23 protein-coding genes and 2 pseudogenes are annotated in these 20,538 nt (G+C 42.5%); 17 read left to right on the top strand and 8 right to left on the bottom strand.

Going from position 1 to position 20,538, the window contains the following annotated elements:
• Positions 1–62 precede the first annotated feature (62 nt).
• Positions 63–524 carry a DUF86 domain-containing protein gene (locus JCM19038_RS10845; protein ID WP_042417725.1) on the top strand — a complete coding sequence of 154 codons (462 nt, stop codon included), beginning with the start codon at positions 63–65 and terminating at the stop codon, positions 522–524.
• Positions 511–1,281 (top strand): TIGR01457 family HAD-type hydrolase, encoded by a 771-nt coding sequence (locus JCM19038_RS10850; RefSeq protein WP_042417726.1) that lies wholly within the window; start codon positions 511–513, stop codon positions 1,279–1,281. Before JCM19038_RS10845 ends, JCM19038_RS10850 begins: the two co-directional genes overlap by 14 nt.
• Positions 1,282–1,306: 25 nt before the next feature.
• On the opposite strand, the gene JCM19038_RS10855 is transcribed toward JCM19038_RS10850, so the two are convergent.
• The 6 genes from JCM19038_RS10855 to JCM19038_RS10875 all read right to left on the bottom strand — a co-directional run bounded on the left by JCM19038_RS10855 (position 1,307) and on the right by JCM19038_RS10875 (position 6,105).
• Positions 1,307–2,488, bottom strand: a complete 1,182-nt coding sequence (locus tag JCM19038_RS10855) for an endospore germination permease (protein WP_042417729.1) — start codon at positions 2,486–2,488, stop codon at positions 1,307–1,309.
• A 12-nt stretch (positions 2,489–2,500) separates the two neighbouring features.
• Entirely contained in the window at positions 2,501–2,728 is a 228-nt protein-coding gene (locus JCM19038_RS10860; RefSeq protein WP_042417731.1) for a hypothetical protein, read from the bottom strand.
• A complete protein-coding gene (locus JCM19038_RS10865; protein ID WP_042417734.1) occupies positions 2,718–3,938 on the bottom strand; it encodes a Ger(x)C family spore germination protein in 1,221 nt (406 codons plus the stop codon). The genes JCM19038_RS10860 and JCM19038_RS10865 overlap by 11 nt, the downstream gene beginning before the upstream one ends.
• Positions 3,939–3,950: 12 nt before the next feature.
• Positions 3,951–5,261: a spore germination protein gene (locus JCM19038_RS10870; RefSeq protein WP_052361486.1), complete on the bottom strand. Its 1,311-nt coding sequence runs from the start codon at positions 5,259–5,261 to the stop codon at positions 3,951–3,953.
• Positions 5,255–5,470, bottom strand: a complete 216-nt coding sequence (locus JCM19038_RS20850) for a hypothetical protein (RefSeq protein WP_052361494.1) — start codon at positions 5,468–5,470, stop codon at positions 5,255–5,257. The genes JCM19038_RS10870 and JCM19038_RS20850 overlap by 7 nt, the downstream gene beginning before the upstream one ends.
• Before the next feature lie 140 nt (positions 5,471–5,610).
• On the bottom strand, positions 5,611–6,105 hold the full coding sequence (locus JCM19038_RS10875) for a phosphatidylglycerophosphatase A (RefSeq protein ID WP_042417737.1): 495 nt from the start codon (positions 6,103–6,105) through the stop codon (positions 5,611–5,613).
• Between the two features lie 138 nt (positions 6,106–6,243).
• On the opposite strand from JCM19038_RS10875, the gene JCM19038_RS10880 reads away from it, so the two are divergent.
• The 4 genes and pseudogenes from JCM19038_RS10880 (at position 6,244) to JCM19038_RS10895 (ending at position 10,139) form a co-directional block, all read left to right on the top strand.
• The gene (locus JCM19038_RS10880) at positions 6,244–7,269 is read left to right on the top strand and encodes a hypothetical protein (RefSeq protein ID WP_042417740.1); all 1,026 of its coding nucleotides are present in this window, start codon (positions 6,244–6,246) and stop codon (positions 7,267–7,269) included.
• A gap of 108 nt (positions 7,270–7,377) precedes the next feature.
• Positions 7,378–8,717: pseudogene (locus JCM19038_RS10885) on the top strand (homoserine dehydrogenase).
• The gene (thrB, locus tag JCM19038_RS10890) at positions 8,683–9,633 is read left to right on the top strand and encodes a homoserine kinase (RefSeq protein ID WP_152549413.1); all 951 of its coding nucleotides are present in this window, start codon (positions 8,683–8,685) and stop codon (positions 9,631–9,633) included. The pseudogene JCM19038_RS10885 and the gene thrB overlap by 35 nt, the downstream one beginning before the upstream one ends.
• 137 nt (positions 9,634–9,770) lie before the next feature.
• Positions 9,771–10,139, top strand: coding sequence for a hypothetical protein (locus JCM19038_RS10895; RefSeq protein WP_042417743.1), 369 nt, complete (start codon positions 9,771–9,773; stop codon positions 10,137–10,139).
• Positions 10,140–10,196: 57 nt separating this feature from the next.
• Here JCM19038_RS10895 and JCM19038_RS10900 read toward each other — a convergent pair whose 3' ends face one another.
• Entirely contained in the window at positions 10,197–10,439 is a 243-nt protein-coding gene (locus JCM19038_RS10900) for a NifU family protein (RefSeq protein ID WP_238554380.1), read from the bottom strand.
• Between the two features lie 125 nt (positions 10,440–10,564).
• Here JCM19038_RS10900 and JCM19038_RS10905 point away from each other — a divergent pair, with 125 nt between their 5' ends.
• The gene (locus JCM19038_RS10905; protein WP_042360371.1) at positions 10,565–10,882 is read left to right on the top strand and encodes a DUF1462 family protein; all 318 of its coding nucleotides are present in this window, start codon (positions 10,565–10,567) and stop codon (positions 10,880–10,882) included.
• 24 nt (positions 10,883–10,906) lie between these two features.
• On the opposite strand, the gene JCM19038_RS10910 is transcribed toward JCM19038_RS10905, so the two are convergent.
• On the bottom strand, positions 10,907–11,950 hold the full coding sequence (locus tag JCM19038_RS10910; protein ID WP_042417848.1) for an NAD(P)/FAD-dependent oxidoreductase: 1,044 nt from the start codon (positions 11,948–11,950) through the stop codon (positions 10,907–10,909).
• A gap of 355 nt (positions 11,951–12,305) precedes the next feature.
• Between JCM19038_RS10910 and JCM19038_RS10915 the strand changes: the two genes are divergently transcribed.
• The 10 genes and pseudogenes from JCM19038_RS10915 (at position 12,306) to JCM19038_RS23630 (ending at position 20,456) form a co-directional block, all read left to right on the top strand.
• Positions 12,306–12,542: a DUF1450 domain-containing protein gene (locus JCM19038_RS10915; protein ID WP_042360315.1), complete on the top strand. Its 237-nt coding sequence runs from the start codon at positions 12,306–12,308 to the stop codon at positions 12,540–12,542.
• Between the two features lie 66 nt (positions 12,543–12,608).
• Positions 12,609–13,187 carry a TetR family transcriptional regulator gene (locus JCM19038_RS10920; RefSeq protein ID WP_042417745.1) on the top strand — a complete coding sequence of 193 codons (579 nt, stop codon included), beginning with the start codon at positions 12,609–12,611 and terminating at the stop codon, positions 13,185–13,187.
• Positions 13,188–13,211: 24 nt separating this feature from the next.
• Positions 13,212–13,451, top strand: a complete 240-nt coding sequence (locus JCM19038_RS10925; RefSeq protein WP_042417747.1) for a hypothetical protein — start codon at positions 13,212–13,214, stop codon at positions 13,449–13,451.
• 10 nt (positions 13,452–13,461) lie between these two features.
• Positions 13,462–14,315 (top strand): annotated as a pseudogene (gene dapF / locus JCM19038_RS10930) (diaminopimelate epimerase).
• 322 nt (positions 14,316–14,637) lie between these two features.
• Positions 14,638–14,895, top strand: coding sequence for a hypothetical protein (locus JCM19038_RS10935; RefSeq protein WP_042417750.1), 258 nt, complete (start codon positions 14,638–14,640; stop codon positions 14,893–14,895).
• A 187-nt stretch (positions 14,896–15,082) separates the two neighbouring features.
• Positions 15,083–16,297 (top strand): acyl-CoA dehydrogenase family protein, encoded by a 1,215-nt coding sequence (locus JCM19038_RS10940; RefSeq protein ID WP_042360320.1) that lies wholly within the window; start codon positions 15,083–15,085, stop codon positions 16,295–16,297.
• An 18-nt stretch (positions 16,298–16,315) separates the two neighbouring features.
• Positions 16,316–17,503 carry a CaiB/BaiF CoA-transferase family protein gene (locus tag JCM19038_RS10945; protein WP_042417753.1) on the top strand — a complete coding sequence of 396 codons (1,188 nt, stop codon included), beginning with the start codon at positions 16,316–16,318 and terminating at the stop codon, positions 17,501–17,503.
• A gap of 111 nt (positions 17,504–17,614) precedes the next feature.
• Positions 17,615–19,102 carry a leucyl aminopeptidase gene (locus JCM19038_RS10950; protein ID WP_042417756.1) on the top strand — a complete coding sequence of 496 codons (1,488 nt, stop codon included), beginning with the start codon at positions 17,615–17,617 and terminating at the stop codon, positions 19,100–19,102.
• A gap of 20 nt (positions 19,103–19,122) precedes the next feature.
• Positions 19,123–19,434, top strand: coding sequence for a DUF3870 domain-containing protein (locus JCM19038_RS10955; protein WP_042417759.1), 312 nt, complete (start codon positions 19,123–19,125; stop codon positions 19,432–19,434).
• 191 nt (positions 19,435–19,625) lie between these two features.
• Positions 19,626–20,456 (top strand): thiamine pyrophosphate-binding protein, encoded by an 831-nt coding sequence (locus JCM19038_RS23630; RefSeq protein WP_238554387.1) that lies wholly within the window; start codon positions 19,626–19,628, stop codon positions 20,454–20,456.
• The last annotated feature ends 82 nt before the right edge of the window (positions 20,457–20,538 follow it).

Below are 20,538 nucleotides of genomic sequence, written 5' to 3' on the forward strand. Positions count from 1 at the left end.
ATGTTATGCATCTTCCATGAGAGACGAGCGTCATTTATAATAGAATAGAAAGGATGATGAACATGTACTTTGTTGATCGAAAACTTATCTACGCACGATTATCATATATGGACGGCCTCTATGAGCATTACTTAACGGTAAATGCATGGCAACAAAAGCATGATCAATTAGCACTTGAACGTATTGCTCAAGGTTATATTGAAGCGATGATTGATGTTGGAAATCAAATGATTGACGGATTTATCATGAGAGACCCAGGTAGCTATCAAGATATCCTAGACATTCTTGAAGACGAAAAAGTGCTCACAAAAGAAGAAGCAGCTTCATTTCTAAAGGTGTTGAATTGGAGAAAAGTACTCGTTGAGGGCTACTTAAACGTAGACCATGGCGCACTTTCACAAACATTAACGAACGAAAAAGAAGCGTTGCAACATTTTTCTATTCGTATAAAAACATACCTTGATCAAGAACTCGGACCAGTGAGCGCTTTTTTACCTGAAGAGGAAGACGATGCACGTTCTTGATTATGAGGGGTATTTGCTTGATTTAGACGGTACAGTCTATCGAGGTAATGAAGTTATCCCTGAAGCAGTTACGTTTATTAACTGGTTAATAAACGAACGCAAGAAATTTATGTTTGTAACGAATAACTCTTCTAAAACACCTGAGCAAGCGGTGGATAAGCTGAACAGTATGTCAATTCCTGCTAAGCAAGAACACATTTTTACGAGTGCGTTGATGGCCGCTCATCATGTACAGCAAGTGGCAGGTCACCGCGTAAGCGGATTTATCATTGGTTCGACTGGGTTAAAGGTCGCTTTAGAAGAGGTTGGCCTTATTGAACAAGATGTCGACCCAGACGTTGTGATCGTAGGAATTGATCGCACGTTTACGTATAAAAAACTCGAAAAAGCCTCGCTAGCGATCCAAAAAGGGGCAAAATTGATTGCCACAAATGGTGACAAGATGATTCCGACAGAGAGAGGATTCGTGCCAGGAAACGGCTCAATTGTTGCTGCAATTGAGGCTGCAAGCGGAGCACAAGCAGAAATTGTCGGCAAACCGAATCCACGGTTTATCGAGCAAGCTGTATCCTTACTTAGAATACCTCCTAACCGAACGTTAATGATTGGTGATAATTATGACACTGATATTTTAGCGGGTATTCATGCAAACGTTGCGACGTTACACGTTGATACAGGTGTGACAAGAAATAGAGATGTTCAAGCGAAAGAGGTTCAACCGACACATTTAATTCGCTCATTTACAGAGTTGTTTTAGTTTAGAAGCTCAACACCCTTTGTGCTTATGTTCGATTTGCATAAGAAGTGTGAGGGGGCTTCTTTTTTTGTTTTTTTTCAGGAAAAAGGGGTAAGCCATTTCGTTTCCGAAGTGTGATCGTAACTATGAACATCAGTAGTGGAATTACGTAACAGGCCGGTATGATGAAAAAGAACGATCCATAAAAGTAATACGCGCTGTCTTCAATCAAATTAGTGAATTCGGTTAGAGAAAAGTACGCATAGATGATTCCAATTGGTATGACGAGCGGTTTGTAGTTGTTTACTTTTGCAAGAAAGGAAACGCCTGTTGCAACGATGTACAAGTAAAGAGCATTCATAAAGTAAAACGATACAAAGAACATGATGAGTAACATCGATTCAAGCCGTTCAATAATGTCACCTAATTCTACTCGCTGACCGAGGGAGAAACCTGTAAATAGTTTCACTTTCGTTAAGTCAGGTCCTAGAATTGTAATGGCCATGAATGTTGTTACAAACAGTAGGAAGCAGCTAAAAAAGTAAGCGAGATAAACCATTTTTTCGGCTTTGTGCTTTGTTTCAATGTTCTTCGGATAGAAGAATAACATTAAAACAAGATTTGTTGTAATAATCTTCGATGAAAAGAGTAGAATGGCATCTATGTACTGCATCGGTTCTTGTTGAAGCATCGGTAAAAGGTAGCGAACCTCCACATCGCCAAAACTAAAAATCGTTATTGAGATAAGGAAAGCGATAAAGGGGACGAAGGATATGATCGCAGCTCGTCCTAACACTTCAATTCCCATAAACGCTCCAATGATAATGACGAGCATAAGTGATGGAACGATGAATTCCGTTGGTGTATTCCGGAAGAAGTGCGTATTCATAAATGCCGTGAAGAAGTACGTATGCCCTGCACCGTTATAGAAAGCCAAAAGAAGAACGATTACTAACAAAATCTTACCAAAAACGTTTCCAAACACGGTGACGAGCATCTCTGGTAATGATTGATTTGGGTACCACCGTCCGAATAATATCATCAAGTAGACAAACGGAAAGGCAATCACCATGGAGACGAGAGGAATCCACCATCCATCTTGCATGACGCGATCAGCAAGTGTTGTTGGCATCGTTAAAAACGTTGTTCCGACTAACATAAATGTGAGTAGAACAAAGAAATGTGGATTTGTAATCTTAATTTGAATTTGTCTGCCCGTATGTGACATGATGATTATCTCCTAAGAATTAAAATGAAATTGCTCCATAAATTGAGACAAAGGAACCGTCAATCGTGGGATTGGGTAGCCCAAAATATAAAGCGTTGGCAGTAGAAGGCTAACGGCAGTAAGAATGTAAAATGTTTTAATCAAATTAGGGTCATTATTTTTTGTGCGTCTCATTTCACGACGTTGAGAAGATATAGCGATCACTTGGATGCTTAGTACAACGAGCAATTTAATGATCATGTTTGTAGTCCTCGATATTAAAGGTGTTGTTTACGTCTCCAGACTCGACGACATTGCCTTCTGTGTGAACCTCAATGTTTGCTTGTGTAAATGCTTCATACCAATCCTGTCTAATCGTCTTCCAATAGGTTGGTTGCTCGCGATACACTTCACGACCTATACCGGTAAAATCAACGTGTTCATCTCTAGCTCTCGCTAGTGTCTCGCTAATTAATTCATTAATCTTTTGTTCTAGAGCATCGTGGATATAGGCATGTGATTCTTTTGATGTAATGTCAAGCTGTTCACAATTCACCTCAGAAATGGTCCCGTGAATCTCAGGATCGATGTTAACGTTAAGCTCATCTCCTTCGTAATTAATATCCATTGTCGTCTTTGTTGAGTACGTTTCAACAACGAACGACCCTTCCTGCCCGTGTGGACAAGGTAATGTTTCAGAGGTATCTTGAATGTTACCCGTTAAATAAAGTAATCCTTTCGTTTCTTCTTCAGTTAACCATCCAACCAATTGATCTTCTCGAAAAATCGCCATATCTCCAAGCTGTAAAAAAGCAATCGGTTTTACTTCTTCAACGTTTGCAATTTGTTTACTGACTGTTTCATCCCCATTAATTGTGATGCCATTTAAATAGGGATCAATGCCAGGACCAACAATTTTTTCAAACAAATCGTCTAACGTTGTTGCAGTGACTAACGAGTAACTGTTCTCGCCATAACTGATTGAATTCATAATATGAATCGACGCAATTTCTTCTATGGGAGGGATCACTGACAAGATTTCCTTCGCTTCATACCCCCTTGCGATCACAATTGGAAAATCGGTGCGAATCTCGTGATCGCGATAAAAGTGGTCTAAAAAGTTCGTTAATCCAGCTCTCGCAGCACTCTCACCAATGACAACACTCGCTATATGTGAATAGTAGCCTCTTCGTGGTGCCTTTTCCGTTAATTTACGGAAAGCTTCTTGGATGGTTGGTGCGAATGTTTCATAGTTTTGTGCGCTTGAGCGTCCTGTACCTTCTTCTTGTGACGCAAGTTCACTAGGGTTAATGACTTGAATTGTGAGACGGATGGTTTCATCATCAACAAGATCAATTCCAAGTCCTGTAACGACAGAAAGCTCTCGTAATTCATATTGATCCCAACACCCTGATAAGAGAACAGTAAGAAGGAGTAACAAACTACATAAACTTAGTTTCAAGAAACGCATGATTGATCACTCCTACAGACGTTTTGACGGTTTGGGTGTTTTTTGACGAATCGTTCGATCTTGTGGTATGAACCGTGGACGTGTATTTAATAACCATTTTGGTAAACGAAAGATCGCATCCCCTTGTTCTCGTCGGATAAAAGGCGACATTCCTTCCAAATACGGAACACCATAAGACTTTAAATTGCTCAAATGTAAAAGAAGGATCATGCCAAATAAGAAAATGCCAAACAATCCATAGACAGATGCAAAGAGCAAGACGATAAACCGACAAATTCGAAATGGGACACCAATTGAATAAGTAGGGAAAACAAAGCTTGAAATGGCTGTTAATGCAACGACGATGACGACCGTTGATGAAATAATCCCAGCCTCCACGACTGCTGTACCTATAACAAGTGCTCCTACAATGGCTAGCGCTTGACCGACAGGTAAAGGCATGCGAATACTTGCTTCTCGGATAATCTCAAACAATAACTCCATAATTAGCACTTCAACGACAGTCGGAAACGGTGTGCCTTCGCTTTGGGCGGCAAGACTAACCATTAAATTAAACGGAATTAATTCTTGATGAAATGTTGTGACCGCGACATAAATACTTGGTGTAAACAAGGCAACAAAAATACATGCAAATCGTAACAAGCGAATGAGTGTACCGATATCTGCTCGTTGGGTGTAATCTTCTGCACTATGAATAAATTCAACAAAAGGTGCAGGAACGACGAGCGGAAATGGGGAGCCATCAATTAAGAGTGCAATTTTACCTTCTAATAAATGGGACGTAATCACATCGGGTCGCTCTGATGAATAAATCGTCGGAAAAGGTGTGAAAAATTCATCCTCAATTAATTCCTCTAAATCTCCACTAGATTGAATGGCATCCGTATTGATTCTCTGTAAGCGGGATTCTAGTTCGGTGAGAATGGATGGATTAATGATATCTGAGATATAGGTAACCATCACTTTTGTTTGAGATCGCTCGCCAAATGTCCAGGAATCAAAGCGTAAATGAGGGTCTTTTATGCGGCGACGAACAAGGGACATATTTACATATAAGTTCTCCACAAACGCTTCCTTTGGTCCTCGAATGACGTTTTCTGTTGTTGGGATATCTACTTGTCGTTCTTGTGTGAAGAGCATTTCAACGGCAAGAATGTGTTCATAGTGATCAATGAAAACGAGACTAAGACCATTTAATAACGCTTTGACCGCGTCATCAATCGATGTATGTACGGTTACATCACCTGACTTCTCAAAGAACTTGATGAGTTCTGGCCATGTCCGTTGTTTACCTTCAGGGAAAAGAATCGTTTGAGTTAACAAAGTGTTAATATTTGGGAGGTCTGCCAGTCCATCAAGATAGAGGATTGTGGCGCTACTTTAGGTTCTTTACCTAAGGAAAAGTGACGAATGGTCACATCTTCACTTTGTCCGATGATGGATTGAATTGTGTTTACATTAACGGTCATTGATGGAGATAGAGGATGCTTTTCATTTTCTTTTTTAAAGCGTCTTTTGAGTAGTAGTGACATGAACATCCCTCACAAATTAGAACTATTCGTTAGAGTACCAATATGAGGGAGTTTTATGCAGAGGCTGGATAATGGCAGAGGTAGTACCAAATCAAGAACGAGCGATCGTCATTTGTGACGATCGCTCGTTTATACGTCTATTAATCAGGAACGTCAACGCCTTCTTCCGAATGCGCTAGCCTACTTGAGGCAGCTGCAGCAATGGCACCAACAATATCATCAAGGAAAGTGTGGACTTTGCCATCATGATGATCGTTTAATTTCTCAATGATGCCAGGCTTGATTTTGTCAACGTAACCGAAGTTTGTTAGTCCGATTGAGCCGTAGACATTCACAATTGCAAGAGCGATGATTTCGTCAATGCCATACAATCCTTCATCTGAAGCTACGATATCTTGAAGTGGCTGTCGTAATTTCTTTTCTTCAGCCAATCGATCAAGTTCAATCCCAGTTAGTAGGGCATTTTGGACTTCTCGTTTTGATAACACACGCATCACATTGTGTTTGCATGTAGCTCGCGTTAAGTTGGTGACGTACGGTGCTTGGAGATCAAATACTAATTCTGTAATGTCGTCAACGTTTACACCACGCTCTTCGAGTCGTTCAATAGCAAGTTCAGTTGATAATGCTTTCATGCGGACTCAACCCCTTATCCATCATAATCGTATTCCTATATTCAGTGTGACGCTTGTATGATTATTATGCAAAGAAGAGTCATTGTCAAAACCTTAATATTTTGTCATATACATAAAAGTAGAGATGGAGGTGGCAACGTGTTTGAGAGAAATATCTATGACCAATATGGTTTTCACTGTGATGAACGTTGGCATTTAGGGGCTTATGAAGGGTTTGAATCGGAAGGGCATTCGTACATTGTTACGCCGTATCCACGTAAAGAAGATAGCGTCTTAACCCAGTTTGAATGGGCAAGACAATTAGAGCGAGCAGGCATAATTGATGTGGCAATGCCAGTGCAGACGATGGATGGAAAAGTGATTGCAAAAATTGATGGTGCGCAACAACTCATTTTCCGCTTACCGCAAGACGATCCGAGTCGTAATGAACAACCGCAACAACCTGAAGCTTTTCAACTTGCTCAAATCCATGAAGTGAGTCGAGGGTGGATGCCGAATGTGAAAGACCTAAATTTCCTAGGCAACTGGTTGCACATTTGGGAAACGAGAATGAGTCAACTTGAAAATTGGCATCAACAAGTTGATGCTAGAAGGCAAAAGAATGATTTCGATCGTCAATTTCTTTATACGTTTCCGTATTATTTAGGTCGTGCAGAAACGGCGATGCAATGGCTCGTTGAAGAAGGGCAGGAACATTTACTTCAACCGTATGACGGTTCAATCAATCACACGAGGTTTACACCGACATCGTGGTTTGCAGCAAGCCCAACGACGACACAAGTTAAGCTCCCTTTACAGTTTGTCTATGATCACCCGGCGAGGGATTTAGGAGAGCGGCTTCGCTCGATTTATCGTCAAGGAGATGGTGAGGAGGCGTATCGTTTTATTGAAGACTATTACGGGGCGCAATTTAGAGGAGGGAACAATGTACACTGGCCATTAATCGGCGCGCGGCTTTTGTTACCGTTAAGTTATGTTGAAGTCGTTGAAGATCATTACATGAATGAAGGAACCAATGCTGAGAATCGTTCGCTTGAAGCGGTGAACTTTGAAGAAGAACTAGCGGCTGAAGAGAAGTATTTACGTTTAACATCAGAATGTCTTTTAGAACATTTACCGTCTTCTACGGCAGGTGCCTGGTTTACACGGAGAATTTTTGTGTAAATTGTTCAAACCCCCTTGTTATTTTCACGTATAGGATCTATAATGTCCATATTATGAAGACAATTGTTCGCGCACAGAGAACAATGGATCGAACAGGGGTGGATTCGAATGGATAACAAACACATTGCAATTGGACTGTTAGGATTGGTACGGTAGGTACGGGGATTATGCATATTATAACTGAACACCAACATAAATTGTGCAAAAAAACAGGATTGAATGAAATTTCCGTTAAGAAGGCACTTGTTCGTGATCTAGAAAAGGCGAACGGTCATGGATTTCAATCTGTTGATTATACGACGGATGGCTATGAAGTCGTAACAGATGAAGATATTCACGTAGTTATCGAAGTGATTGGTGGTATTACCCTTGCTAAGGAACTTATTGAAAAAGCGTTAGATCAAGGGAAACATGTCGTGACAGCCAATAAAGATTTAATGGCGTTACACGGTGAGGAGTTGCTTCAACGAGCGAAGCGTAACCAAGTAGAGCTCATGTATGAAGCGAGTGTTGCAGGTGGAATCCCGATTTTACGAGCATTAAACGATGGGTTATCCTCAGATCAAATCACGAAGATCGTTGGCATTGTGAACGGAACGACGAACTACATGTTGACGAAGATGTCTAAAGAAGAATTAAATTATGACGAAGCACTCAAGGAAGCCCAAGAAAAAGGTTTTGCTGAGAGTGATCCAACTTCGGATGTTGGTGGACTTGATGCTGCCCGTAAGATGGTTATCTTAGCGCGTCTTGGCTTTTCTACGTCAGTAGAATTAGATGACGTCTATTTGCGTGGTATGACAGAAGTGACGAGTGACGATATTGATTATGGGAAGAAGCTAGGCTATACGTTGAAGCTCATTGGTCTTGCAAGCAAAGAGGAAAACGGTGTGGAAGTGTCGGTTGAGCCAGTATTTGTGCCAGATGAGCACCCGCTTGCAACGGTTAATGATGAGTTTAATGCCGTCTATGTATACGGTGATGCTGTCGGTGAGACGATGTTCTACGGACCTGGAGCAGGCTCTCTTCCAACCGCAACAGCCGTCGTTTCAGATGTAGTTAGCGTCATTCGTCACCTACGTCTTGGCGTTTCTGCGAATGCACTTGAAGATACAAGTACGACTTCACTTGAAATCAGTGATGTGCGTGATGTTTCTGCTAAGTTCTTCGTTCGATTGCATGCCAAAGATGTTGCAGGGGCATTTGAATCGATAACTGCGGTGTTTTCTAAGAACAACGTGAGTTTTGAGAAGTTAATTCAATCGCCATTTGAGCAAGGAGCGTTAGCGGAAGTTGTGATCGTTACGCACGAAACGACCCGTGGTGATTTTGATCAGACACTTGAAGACTTGAAGTTGTTAGATGTCGTGACGTCAATTAAGAGCCGATATCGTGTAGAAGGAGGGACAGCAGATGTCTTGGAAGAACAGAACCTTGCCCTCGTCTAATGAAGCGACGATGACGATCCGTGTTCCAGCAAGCTCTGCGAATTTAGGTCCTGGGTTTGATTCAATTGGTCTCGCGGTAAATCGGTACTTGCATTTAGATGTTTGGCCGAGTGAAGAGTGGTTGTTCACGTCATCGTCCCCCCATTTGGAGGGCATACCTTCAGGGAAGACGAACATGGTTTATAACGTGGCGCGAGCATTCGCTGCAACAAAAGAATTGGCTTTACCACCTTGTCACGTTGACATGCGATCGGATATCCCTTTAGCGAGAGGGCTTGGTAGTTCAGCAGCAGCGATTATTGCAGCCATTGAGCTAGCTGATCAATTAGTGCACATGAATGCAACGAGAGAAGAGAAATTACGATTTGCGAGCATACTAGAAGGGCATCCTGATAATGTTGGGGCATGCTTATACGGTGGACTTACAATCGGAATGCATACGGAGAAATCGACGAAGATGGTGACTCAGCCTTCACCTAATGTTGATCTTGTTTTAATGGTTCCAAGTGTTGAGCTGTTAACGAAAGAAGCGCGAGAAGTACTCCCTGAAACGTTACCATACCGACAATCAATTGAAGGAAGTGCGTGTGGGAATGTTCTCGTCGCGGCGCTTTTAACAGGTGACTTTGCACTTGCAGGTGAGCTCATGAACCGGGATCGATTCCATCAGCCGTACCGCACAGGAGTAGTGCCTGGGTTAACAGAGGCATTAGATGATGTGTTAAATTACGGAGTATATGGAGCGGCACTTAGTGGCGCTGGCCCGACAATCTTATGTTTAGCACCAAGCGGTGAAGGAGAAGCAATAGCGAAGCGTATTCAAGAAGATTATCCTGATTATGAGGTCAGTGCAGCTAAGCCTTGTGATCACGGTTCTTTCGTTTCGATCTCTCCCACAGTAGCCTTAACATCATAATAAGAGACGGTTTCAATGTGGTTAATGCATTGGAGCCGTTTTTTATGGAGATGGATGCAGTAAAGCTATATCCTAGCTGTTCACCTTTTTGAAATAAGACACATACGATAAGAAAGCACAGTTACAGGGGGTAGTTTATGTATCGGTGGTACTCACCTTATCATTATTATCAACACCATCCTGCATACCGAAACTTTCCAGCAGTAGATACGACCATTTTAGAAGGGTCTGTGAGTGGTTTTCAAATTTTGTTGCAGCAAAGCCAAGTGTTATTAAGGTCGTTAGAAAACCGGGAGTTTGCGAAACAACTCATTGAAACAGCTCAGAAAGGGCATCAGCAACAAGTTGATCAAATGATCCAGAATATTCCTGGATTCACATCAAGGGCGAACATTCAGTACACACCAACTGGTATACGGTTTCTTTTATTACTTCCAACAACGACTGAAACCATTGAAAACCCAGACTGTTGTTCGATGTCGTTAGAATTAAAGTGGGGAACATAAAAAAAACCGCGCACAATGTGCGCGATTTCTTAAATAGAAAACCCATTTGAATAGGTCTTAAAATACTTGTTCAATCTCCACAACGCCTGGAACTTCTTCCACTAACGCGCGCTCAATACCTGCCTTTAACGTAATGGTTGATGAAGGGCAAGTTCCGCAAGCACCCATTAGACGTACTTTAACAATCCCGTCTTCAATATCAACCAATTCAACGTCGCCGCCGTCGCGGAGTAGGAATGGGCGGAGTTTTTCAAGTACTTCTTGTACTTGGCCAGTGATGTCTACAGTTTCTGTCATCATAAACACTCCTTTCTTTATCCTCTATTATAATACCCATCTTCATAAAAATCCATGTTTAGGGTTATTTTTTTATGAATACGATGTATGATGGAAGAAGAAATCGTCAATGTTTGGGAGGGAACGCTATGTCTATTGAAGTTGTCGTGTATGGTGCAGAGCGTAAGTGTGCCAGTTGTGTTAATTTACCTTCTTCGAAAGAAACGATGGAATGGTTAGAAGCATTGTTAAATCGGAAGTATCCAGAGCAAACATTATCGTTTGAATACATTGATATTGAAGCACCAAAGTCAGGTTACGAACAGCTGGCACATGAAATTATAGAAGAAGATCGTTTTTATCCATTTATTACGATCAATGAGCAAGTAGTCGCTGAAGGAGACCCAAAAGTTAAGACGATTTACAAGACAATGGATGAAATTATTCATAATCAAAAAATCAGCTGAGAGGAATACTCCCTAGCTGATTTTTTATACACCACTGTGATATTTGTACATCCATAGCACGCCGCTTTTAAGGATCCTCGCTACACGTCCTTTGACGGAAGCTTTGTCTCCCATAACTCCGAACCCTTGTTTCTTTCCTAAAGAGCCAAGCGTCCCTTTTAATTTCATTTCAGGCATTGTGTCAGGAAGTTCTTCTCCTGCCCATTGTTTCTTTAAGATCATCACAATTTGTTCACCTTGCTTTTCCGCAAGTTGCCCACTTGGCGCATACGGTAAGCTCGCGCAGTCTCCAACAACAAACGTATCCGGATGATCTGGAATGTGATGGTGTTTCGTAAGGATAATATGACCTTTGCGGTCTTTTTCAATGTTCTCAATGTCACGAACGACTTTTACAGGTTGCACACCAGCAGTCCAGATCACTGCATCTGAAGCAATTCGTTCTTCGTGATTGAACAGTGCACCTTCTGCCACTCGTGTAATGTTTGAATTGCTAATAATATCCACTTCATGCTTTTCAAACCATGAGCTTACATACGTGCTAAGACGAAGTGGAAACATCGGTAAGATCGTTTCGCCACGGTCAAACAAATGAATCGTTAAGTCTTGGCGACTTTCACGTAGTTCTGCCGCAAGTTCCACACCAGAAAGACCAGCACCAACGACAGAAACCGTTGCACGTGGAGGCAAATTACTAATGGCTTCATACGTCTTTCTTGTACTTTCCATGCTTTGAATACTATGCGTATGTTCTTTGGCGCCTGGAACCCCGTGATACTTATCTTCAGCGCCTAAGCCAATGACCATTTTGTCGTATTGAAGCGTTTCGACTTCACCGCGATCGCCTACAAGGGTAATTTCTTTGTTATGAACATCAATGTTATCGACATTGCCAAAGACCCGACGAACGTGTTTCGGAAAAGGAACACGAATGTCATGATCTGATTCCGTACCGGCTGCCAGTGCGTAGTATTCCGTTTTAATACAATGATAAGGAAGTTTATCAACGAGTATCATTTCATAATCTTCGGGGAGATCTTTTGCGCTCAATTGCTGCATGATTTTCATGCCGCCATATCCGCCGCCCAATATAACGAGTTTTTCATGTTACAGGACTCCTTTGGTAGAAAAATAGCACGTGATGATGGGCGACCAACGCGTTTGCTTACTCGCCCAAATTGTCATTTATGTACAGAAAATATCATTAGATTGTCACACCTCTTAAATTATAACGATTCTATCTGTATATGACAACAACTGTAGTAATGACAATAAAAGATTGATTATTTAGAGAAGTTTTATGGAACTTCTATCACACGCTGTGCAATGGAATCCTCATTCATGAATTTTTACGTACAAAACTTAGAATGAATTGACGATCTTCTGCGTCCGAGATACGATAGCGGTAGGTAGGTGAGGACGAATGTATCCTCTTGTAGAATTTTGCATGTCGAATGTCGCAGAAGGCACCCATTCAGTTATGGAAGAGTTGTCGCGTGATCCGAACATTGATGTTGTAGAACGTGGTTGTCTCGGGCAATGTACAATGTGTAGAGACCATCGATATGCTAGAGTAGAGGGCAAGATTATTAAAAGCCAACAAACCGATGAGTTAATAGATGATATTTATCAGTATCTTGAAGAAGAAGATTGGCTGTAATGAATGTGTAAAGTCCGGAGTCTAAACGAGGCGACCGGACTTTCTTTAAGGTCAGGGGGGAGAAAGATGAGTAAAAAAGACAAAATCGTTCAAGCAGCGATTGAAGTGTTTAAAGAAAAAGGAATAGAACGAACGAAAGTTTCTGATATTGTGAAGGCGGCTGGCATTGCACAAGGAACGTATTACTTGTATTTTCCATCGAAGCTGGCGATAATGCCTGCAATTGCGGATGTTCTCATTGAAATACTCGTCGCAGATATTCGTAAACAAATTAACACAGAGGACCCTTTTAAGACACAACTGGACGACTTAGTTGAAGTGATGTATCAACATACGAAAGAATATCGAGATGTTCATTCATTAGTCTATGCAGGTCTTTCTTCGACAGAATATCTGCAACAATGGGAAGAAATTTACGAACCATTTTACGAATGGCTTGGCGATGTGCTAGAGAATGCAATTAGGCGGGAAGAAGTACGACAAGAAATGAATGCCAAGCGTACAGCGAAGCTTTTAATCGGCACCATTGAGACAAGCGCAGAGCAGGCGTATTTATACGATCAAACCGACGAAAAAGAAATCGATGAACAGAAAAAAGAACTTCGAACGTTTATCAACCAAGCTCTTGGAACGAAGAACGACTGATGATTCTAAAGGAGAGAGTTTACGATGAAGCTACTGCCTTTTGAAAATACGTGGCCGTATGAAAAAGTAGGTGAAGACGTTTACCTACATGAATGTCCTGATTGTGGAGACAGTAATGTGCTAACGTTTTTAAAGACTGAACAATTACAAGATGCTTTTGATAATGTAAAAACACAATTAATCATGCCGTGTTGCAATTACCGCATTACGATTTTGCAAGCGGATGAGGATTATTTTTGGACATCAGAACGACAAAGAAAATGAGGGTTTGCACATGAAGTTTACGAAGTTACATGGACTTGGTAATAGCTACATTTACCTCGACGGATTTAACGATGCAATTCCGAGTGAACAAGATTTACAAAAAACAGCGATCGCTGTTTCGAATCCATATACAGGAATTGGCTCTGACGGTTTAATTTTAATTTTGCCATCTGAAGGTTCTGATGTGAAAATGCGTGTCTTTAACAACGACGGTTCAGAAGCGAAGAATTGTGGAAACGGTTTGCGTTGTGTTTCCAAATACGTCTACGATCGTGGTATTGTCACCTCGACAACGTTTACCATTGAAACGCTCGGTGGTGAAGTGGAAGCAGAAGTTCACCCAGACCACGCGAATCAAGTGAAGATGGTTACGGTAGATATGGGAGTACCTAGATTGAAGAAATCAGACTTGCCGATGACGGGGATGGTGCTAAGCAGACAATTAACGAATCAATTGCAATAGCAGATCACCAATTCTCAATGACAGGTGTCTCGATGGGTAATCCTCATATTATTATGTTTACCGATGACATTTCAAAAGCACCAGTAGCAACACTTGGACCGATTATTGAGAAATCTTCAGTATTTCCTGAAGGTGTCAATGTAGAATGGGTTCAAATGGTGAGTGAACGTGAGATGCACTTTAAAGTATGGGAACGGGGAAGTGGCATCACACAAGCATGTGGAACCGGAGCATGTGCTGCGGTTGTTGCAGCCGTCTTAAATGGCCAAAGCAAAAAAGACGATGAAGTTACCGTCCACTTACCAGGTGGAGACCTTTACATCACATGGTCATCAAAAGACGACCACGTCTGGATGCGTGGCGAAGCCGTAACCGTCTGTCACGGAGAATATTTAGTGTAAAGCCAAGAAGGGGCCGCCTTTCTTGGTTTTTTTATGTGGCTTGTGGGCTAGATGTGAGGGCGCGGATCAAGAGTGTAGGAGCGTGGATCAAGCCCGAGCGTACGCGTAGTTAGACAGAAGGAACCCGGACCAAGCCTGATGAAAGCATGGGAAGAGCGACCCAGCTAAACGTGCTTTATCAGCAAAACAAGCGTCACCCTTTCACCAACACGTAAGTCATATGCTGAACTTTGATTCGATGTATCGAAACGTCGTCACTCATGGTTCTAAATTGCATAATTTAGGAGTAGTGTATGCAATTTGAGGTGAGGGGCTAAGCGGTGTGAGTGAGGAGAATAACTATTTATCGTCGATTGTTCATTTCTTTAGTGAATTTCCAGAAGAGCCCCGCGTCTATTCCTTTTTTTTAGATGGGGTTTTTCATTGGATGGAAAGCGACTATATTATCGGTGAGATTCTAATTTCTTCTGAAGAAGACTTAAAAGAAGTTCATCAAATCTTGATGAGTATGACGCATACCGAAGAGAGTATTCATCGTTTTTTGGAATTGATGGCGAAAGCGTACGTGATGGCAAGATAATTCTGATAAAATTGACAATAAGCGCTTTCAAAGGTATGATGAATTCAAATGATGAACTGTTCAAGTCTTATGTTGCCTAGCCACGGTAATTCTCTGAGACTGACAGCCAGTTTACTTTTCAGGGGAGTAGACTGGCTTTTTGCTGTCCTCCTTTCAAAACTATTCATAATATTAGGAGCTGAGTCGTATGGATTTTCATTTAAGTGAAGAGCAACAAATGGTTCAAAAGACAGTGCGGAACTTTGTAGATAAAGAAATTATGCCGAACATCGCTGAGTGGGATGCGAACATGCACTTCGAGCGCAGTGTTGTAGATAAAATGTCTGAGCTTGGCTTTATGGGTATTTGTATTCCAGAACAATACGGTGGAAGTGGCATGGATTATAACACGCTTGCGATTGTCTGTGAGGAGCTTGAGCGTGGCGACACAGCGTTTCGTACAGCAGCGTCTGTTCATATCGGTTTGAACAGCATGACGATCCTCCAATGGGGTACAGAAGAGCAAAAGCAAAAATACTTAACACCACTTGCCAAAGGTGAAAAAATCGGTGCCTTCGGTTTAACGGAGCCAAATGCAGGGTCTGATGTAAAGGCGATGAACACGACTGCTAAGAAAAACGGCGATCACTACGTGTTGAACGGATCAAAAACGTGGATTTCACTTTGTGATGTTGCGGACACATTCCTCGTGTTTGCGTACACAGGTGACAAAAATGAAAACCATAGTGGGATTTCTGCATTCATCGTAGAGCGTGAGTGGGAAGGTTTTAGCTCAAAAGCGATCAAAGGAAAACTCGGTATTCGTGCCGGTAACACGGGTGAGATTTTCTTCGATAATGTGAAGATTCCTGCGGAGAACCTTCTAGGAGAAGAAGGTGAAGGATTCAAAATTGCGATGTCTGCACTCGACAATGGTCGTTTTACCGTTGCAGCGGGAGCGTGCGGTCTAATCATGGCGAGTCTTGAGGCTTCTGTCGCTTATTGCCACGAGCGTAAAACGTTCGGTGTAGAAATTGGGCAACATCAACTCGTTCAACAAATGATTGCAAAAATGGAAGCTGGTCTTCAAATGAGTCGCCTGCTCGTGTTTAAAGCTGGTGAACTGAAAAATGCAGGCGTAAGAAATACGAGAGAAACGTCTCTTGCGAAGTGGCAATCGTGTAACTTTGCAAACGAAGCTGCAAACGATGCCGTGCAAGTCCACGGTGCGTATGGCTATTCAAACGAGTATCCAGCAGAACGTCTGCTTAGAAACTCAAAAGCACCTGTTATTTATGAAGGAACGAGAGAGATTCATACTGTGATGCAAGCGAAATATGCACTTGGCTACACAGAAGACAAACCTCTTCGCAAAATGCTGCCTGCGTGGCCGTTCGAAAAATCTACTGTACACCAAGACTAACGAACGGGAGGGAGAACGATGCACGACGCACTTAACGGGATCAAAATTTTAGACCTTTCGCGTGTTCTCGCTGGACCACTTGGAACGATGCTTCTTGCTGACTTTGGTGCTGACGTTTTAAAGATCGAACAGCCTGGTGGCAGTGATGATATTAGGCATTGGTGGCCGTTTACGAACAGTGAAAGCACGTATTATTTATCAGCAAATCGTAATAAGCGTTCCATGACGTTAAATTTAAAGCATGATCGTGGACGTGAACTGTTTTTACAACTCGTACAAGACGCTGACGTTGTTGTTGAGAATTTCAAAGCAGGGACGATGTCACGACTTGGGCTTAGTTATGATCGCCTTAAAGAAGTAAATGAAGACATTATTCTCTGCTCGATCACAGGGTATGGTCAAGACGGGCCGTATCATACACATCCTGGTTATGACCCGGTCATACAGGCGATTGGCGGGTTAATGGACGTAACCGGTGAAACCGACGGTGAAGCTACACGTGTAGGTACACCGGTTGTGGACATTATGACGAGTCATTATGTTTGTATGAGTGTTCTCGGTGCCTTAAGAAAACGAGATCAGTCTGGGAGCGGGGCACACATTGATCTTTCGTTGTTAGATGTTCAAGTGAGCTCTTTAGCCAACATTTCAAGTAGCTACTTGAATGAAGGGCACGTATCAAAGAGAGCCGGCAATGCTCACGGAAACATTACTCCGTATGAGACGTTTCCTTGTGCTGACAAACCATTGATGGTCGCAGCGGGTAATGATCGGATGTATCGAGCGCTTACTGAAGTGCTTGGTCGTCCAGAATTAGCGGACGACGACCGCTTTCTAACTAATGGTGATCGTGTTCAACATCGAAGCGAACTTCGAGAGGTTTTAGTTGGGGAGTTTAAGCAAAAAGATGCGGATCAATGGGCAGAGTTACTTGCTGAGAAGAAAGTTCCTTGTGGACCGGTGAATAGTATCGAGCAAGTATTTGAACATGAACAAGTGGTACATCGAAATATGAAAATTAGTGCGCCACATCCAACGGTAGAAACGTATCATGGAGTTCGTAATCCAATTTTAGCGGATGGGCAAGTGTTGCCAGTTCGCTATGCTCCTCCATTATTAGGCGAGCAGACGTCAGACATTTTGGCTGAAACTTTTGATTTTGATCAAGAAACGGTTGATGAACTCAAAAAAGAGGGTATCATATAGGAAAGAGCGTTGGTTGACAACGAGCTGAAGGCTTGCTGCTACTTGGCAGGAAGTCTTCCTATATTTTTACGCTCATTTAGCACAAAATGACCAATGGAGGATATCACAATCATGTTTAATTTTGCTAGCAATTGGGACGAGACTTCTAAGGGAAGTGTCATTATTATTGGCGTAGGAGAAGGTGAACAAAGGTTACCTGATCAAGTACTTAACGCAAGTGGTGACTGGATCAAGCCGATTCAGAACAAGCACGAATCTGGGGGCATCCGTAGTAAATCTGGCGAAGTGACTTCATTTACGATCCCGTTTAATGAAGAGTTTAAAACGTTAATTTTCGTTGGAAAAGGTTCGTCAAAAGATCAAGACATCATCTCAACGAAAGAAGCACTTGGTAGTGGATTTCAAGCGGCTCATAAATTGAAAGAAACCAACATCGATGTGCTTTTGGATACGTTTATTGACCATACATCAGATACGGAAACGGTCATCTCTGCGGCTGCTGAAATGGCTCAAACCGCGACGTATACGTTTGAAGCATACAAAACGAATGAGCATGACACGCTTACTAGAACGTACACATTTTATTGTGAGGAACAAAATGACGAGGCAATCAACGTCGGGACAGCGATCGCTAAAGGTGTGAACTTTGCAAGAACACTCGTAAACATCCCCGCAAATGATTTAACGCCTGTTGCATTAGCAGGAGAAGCACGTGCGCTTTCTAGTCGTCACGATAATCTTTCATTTGAAGTGCTTGGCAACGAAGAACTTGAAGAAATGGGCATGCATGCATTGCTTGCTGTTAACCAAGGAAGCGATCAGCCTGCACAAATGATCGTATTACGTTATCAAGGTCTAGAAAATTGGGACGAGCCATTGACGTTTGTCGGTAAAGGATTAACGTATGATACCGGTGGGTATTCAATGAAGCCACCTGAAGGTATGAAAACGATGAAGTCAGATATGGGTGGTGCTGCAGCTGTTCTCGGTGCCATGGAGATTATTGCTGAGACGAAACCTGCGATTAATGTCATGGCAATCATCCCGTCTACAGAGAACATGGTAAACGGGAAAGCAATGAGACCTGGAGATGTGCTTGGAAGCTTTGATGGACAGACAATCGAAGTAACGAACACTGATGCAGAAGGCCGCCTCGTGCTTGCAGACGGTGTGTCGTATGCAAAACATCTTGGCGCTAAGAAGATTGTTGATGTAGCAACACTTACGGGTGCTTGTGTTGTCGCGCTTGGTGATGTGATCACAGGTGCAGTATCGAATGACGATGATTTTTATAACCGTACTGCGACAGCTGCAATTGAGTCAGGAGAAGGCATTTGGCGTTTTCCGACCCATCCACATTACTACAAGATGCTACGTCAAAGCGATGTCGCTGACTTGAATAACGCTCCAGGGCGACTTGCAGGTAGTATTACTGCCGGATTGTTTATCGAATCCTTCGTAAAAGACACGCCTTGGGTACACCTTGATATTGCTGGCACGTCATTCCTTGACCGTGTAACTCCGATGGGACCGAAAGGTGGAACCGGGGTAATGGCACGTACGCTTGCAACGCTTGCGAATCATGAAAGCCGTTCATAGGCAAAGGAGGACATTGCGTAATGGCTTTACAACATACTCGTTTTATCGCAGGTCACTCTAAATTGCCTCAAGGCATGGCTGCAAAAAGTGTCTTTGATACGTTAACGATTACAGCTGAAATTGATTGTAAGCACGGTGTGATTCTTGAAGCTTCATGTACACTCGCAACCGATCACGGTCGTCAATACATCCATGATTTATTGCGTGGAATCAGCCTTTCAGACGGTCCTGATGAAGCAGAACAATTAATTGAAAAGCATTACCACGGAAAAGCTGCAAATGCCTTAGTAGCAGCGGTGAGAGATTTGCACCGCCAATTTGAAACGTTATGATGAACCGACGGAGCAACTGTTGTTGCTCCGATTAATTTTAGGTAAGAGGTGATCACTGTGCGTTACAAAAAAACGATGACTGCTGGAGAAGCGGTATTTGAAGTGTTAAAAGTTGAACAAGTGAGCCGTGTGTTTACAGTGCAGGTGAAAGTTTTCTCGCCGTCTTAGATGCACTTGAAGGTCAAGATGAGATCGAAGTGATCGTGAATCGCCATGAAGGCGGCGCGGGCTTTATGGCAGAAGGCTATGCAAGTTTGACTGGTCAAGTTGGTGTTGCTATGGCAACGAGAGGTGTTGGTGCTGCGAACATTTCAATTGCAGTACATACTGCGTTTCAAGACTCTACGCCGATGGTTGTGTTCCTCGGTCAAGTGAATCGTTCGTTTAAAGGCCGTGAAGGGTTCCAAGAAGTTGATTTTGGTAAGAACTTTAATGAAATTGCCAAGTGGACGACGGAGATTGATGAAGCAAGTCGTGTTCCTGAGCTCGTTCAAAAAGCATTCCGTGTGGCTCAAACAGGACGCCCTGGTCCTGTTATTGTATCGCTTCCAGAAGATATGCTGTTTGATGAATCCGAAATGGTATTCGGTCCACCAACGATGATCGCAGCCCCTGCTCCAGCAACGATTGAGGTCGAGGATTTTGCCCGTCGCTTTGCAAAGGCAGAACGCCCGATTGTTATTGCTGGTGGTGGAATCCATTCCGATGAAGCCCAAATTGCTCTTCGAGGATTTGTCGAAAAATTCAAGCTCCCGCTCGTTGCTGGGTTCAGACGGCAAGGCATTATTGATAATGAACACGAAGCATACATCGGACATATGGGGCTTGCAGCAGCACCTAAGTTAGTTGAACATTTCAAAGAATCGGATTTAGTGATTGCGATCGGAACTAGGTTGTCTGAAGCAACGTCGCAAGACTATACATTAATCGGTTGGGATCAACAACTTGTCCATATTGATATTGATGCGGATACGCTCGGTAAAGTGTACCCACCTGATCTTGGAATTGTCGCTGATCCGTAAACGCTCTTAAAGCCTTTACAGAGCTTGACATTGATCGTGATTGGTCGAGTTGGCAACACGCTTGCCGTGAATCACATCGTAA

The sequence above is a fragment of the Geomicrobium sp. JCM 19038 genome, assembly GCF_000698125.1.
GTDB lineage: Bacteria > Bacillota > Bacilli > Bacillales > Marinococcaceae > Geomicrobium_A.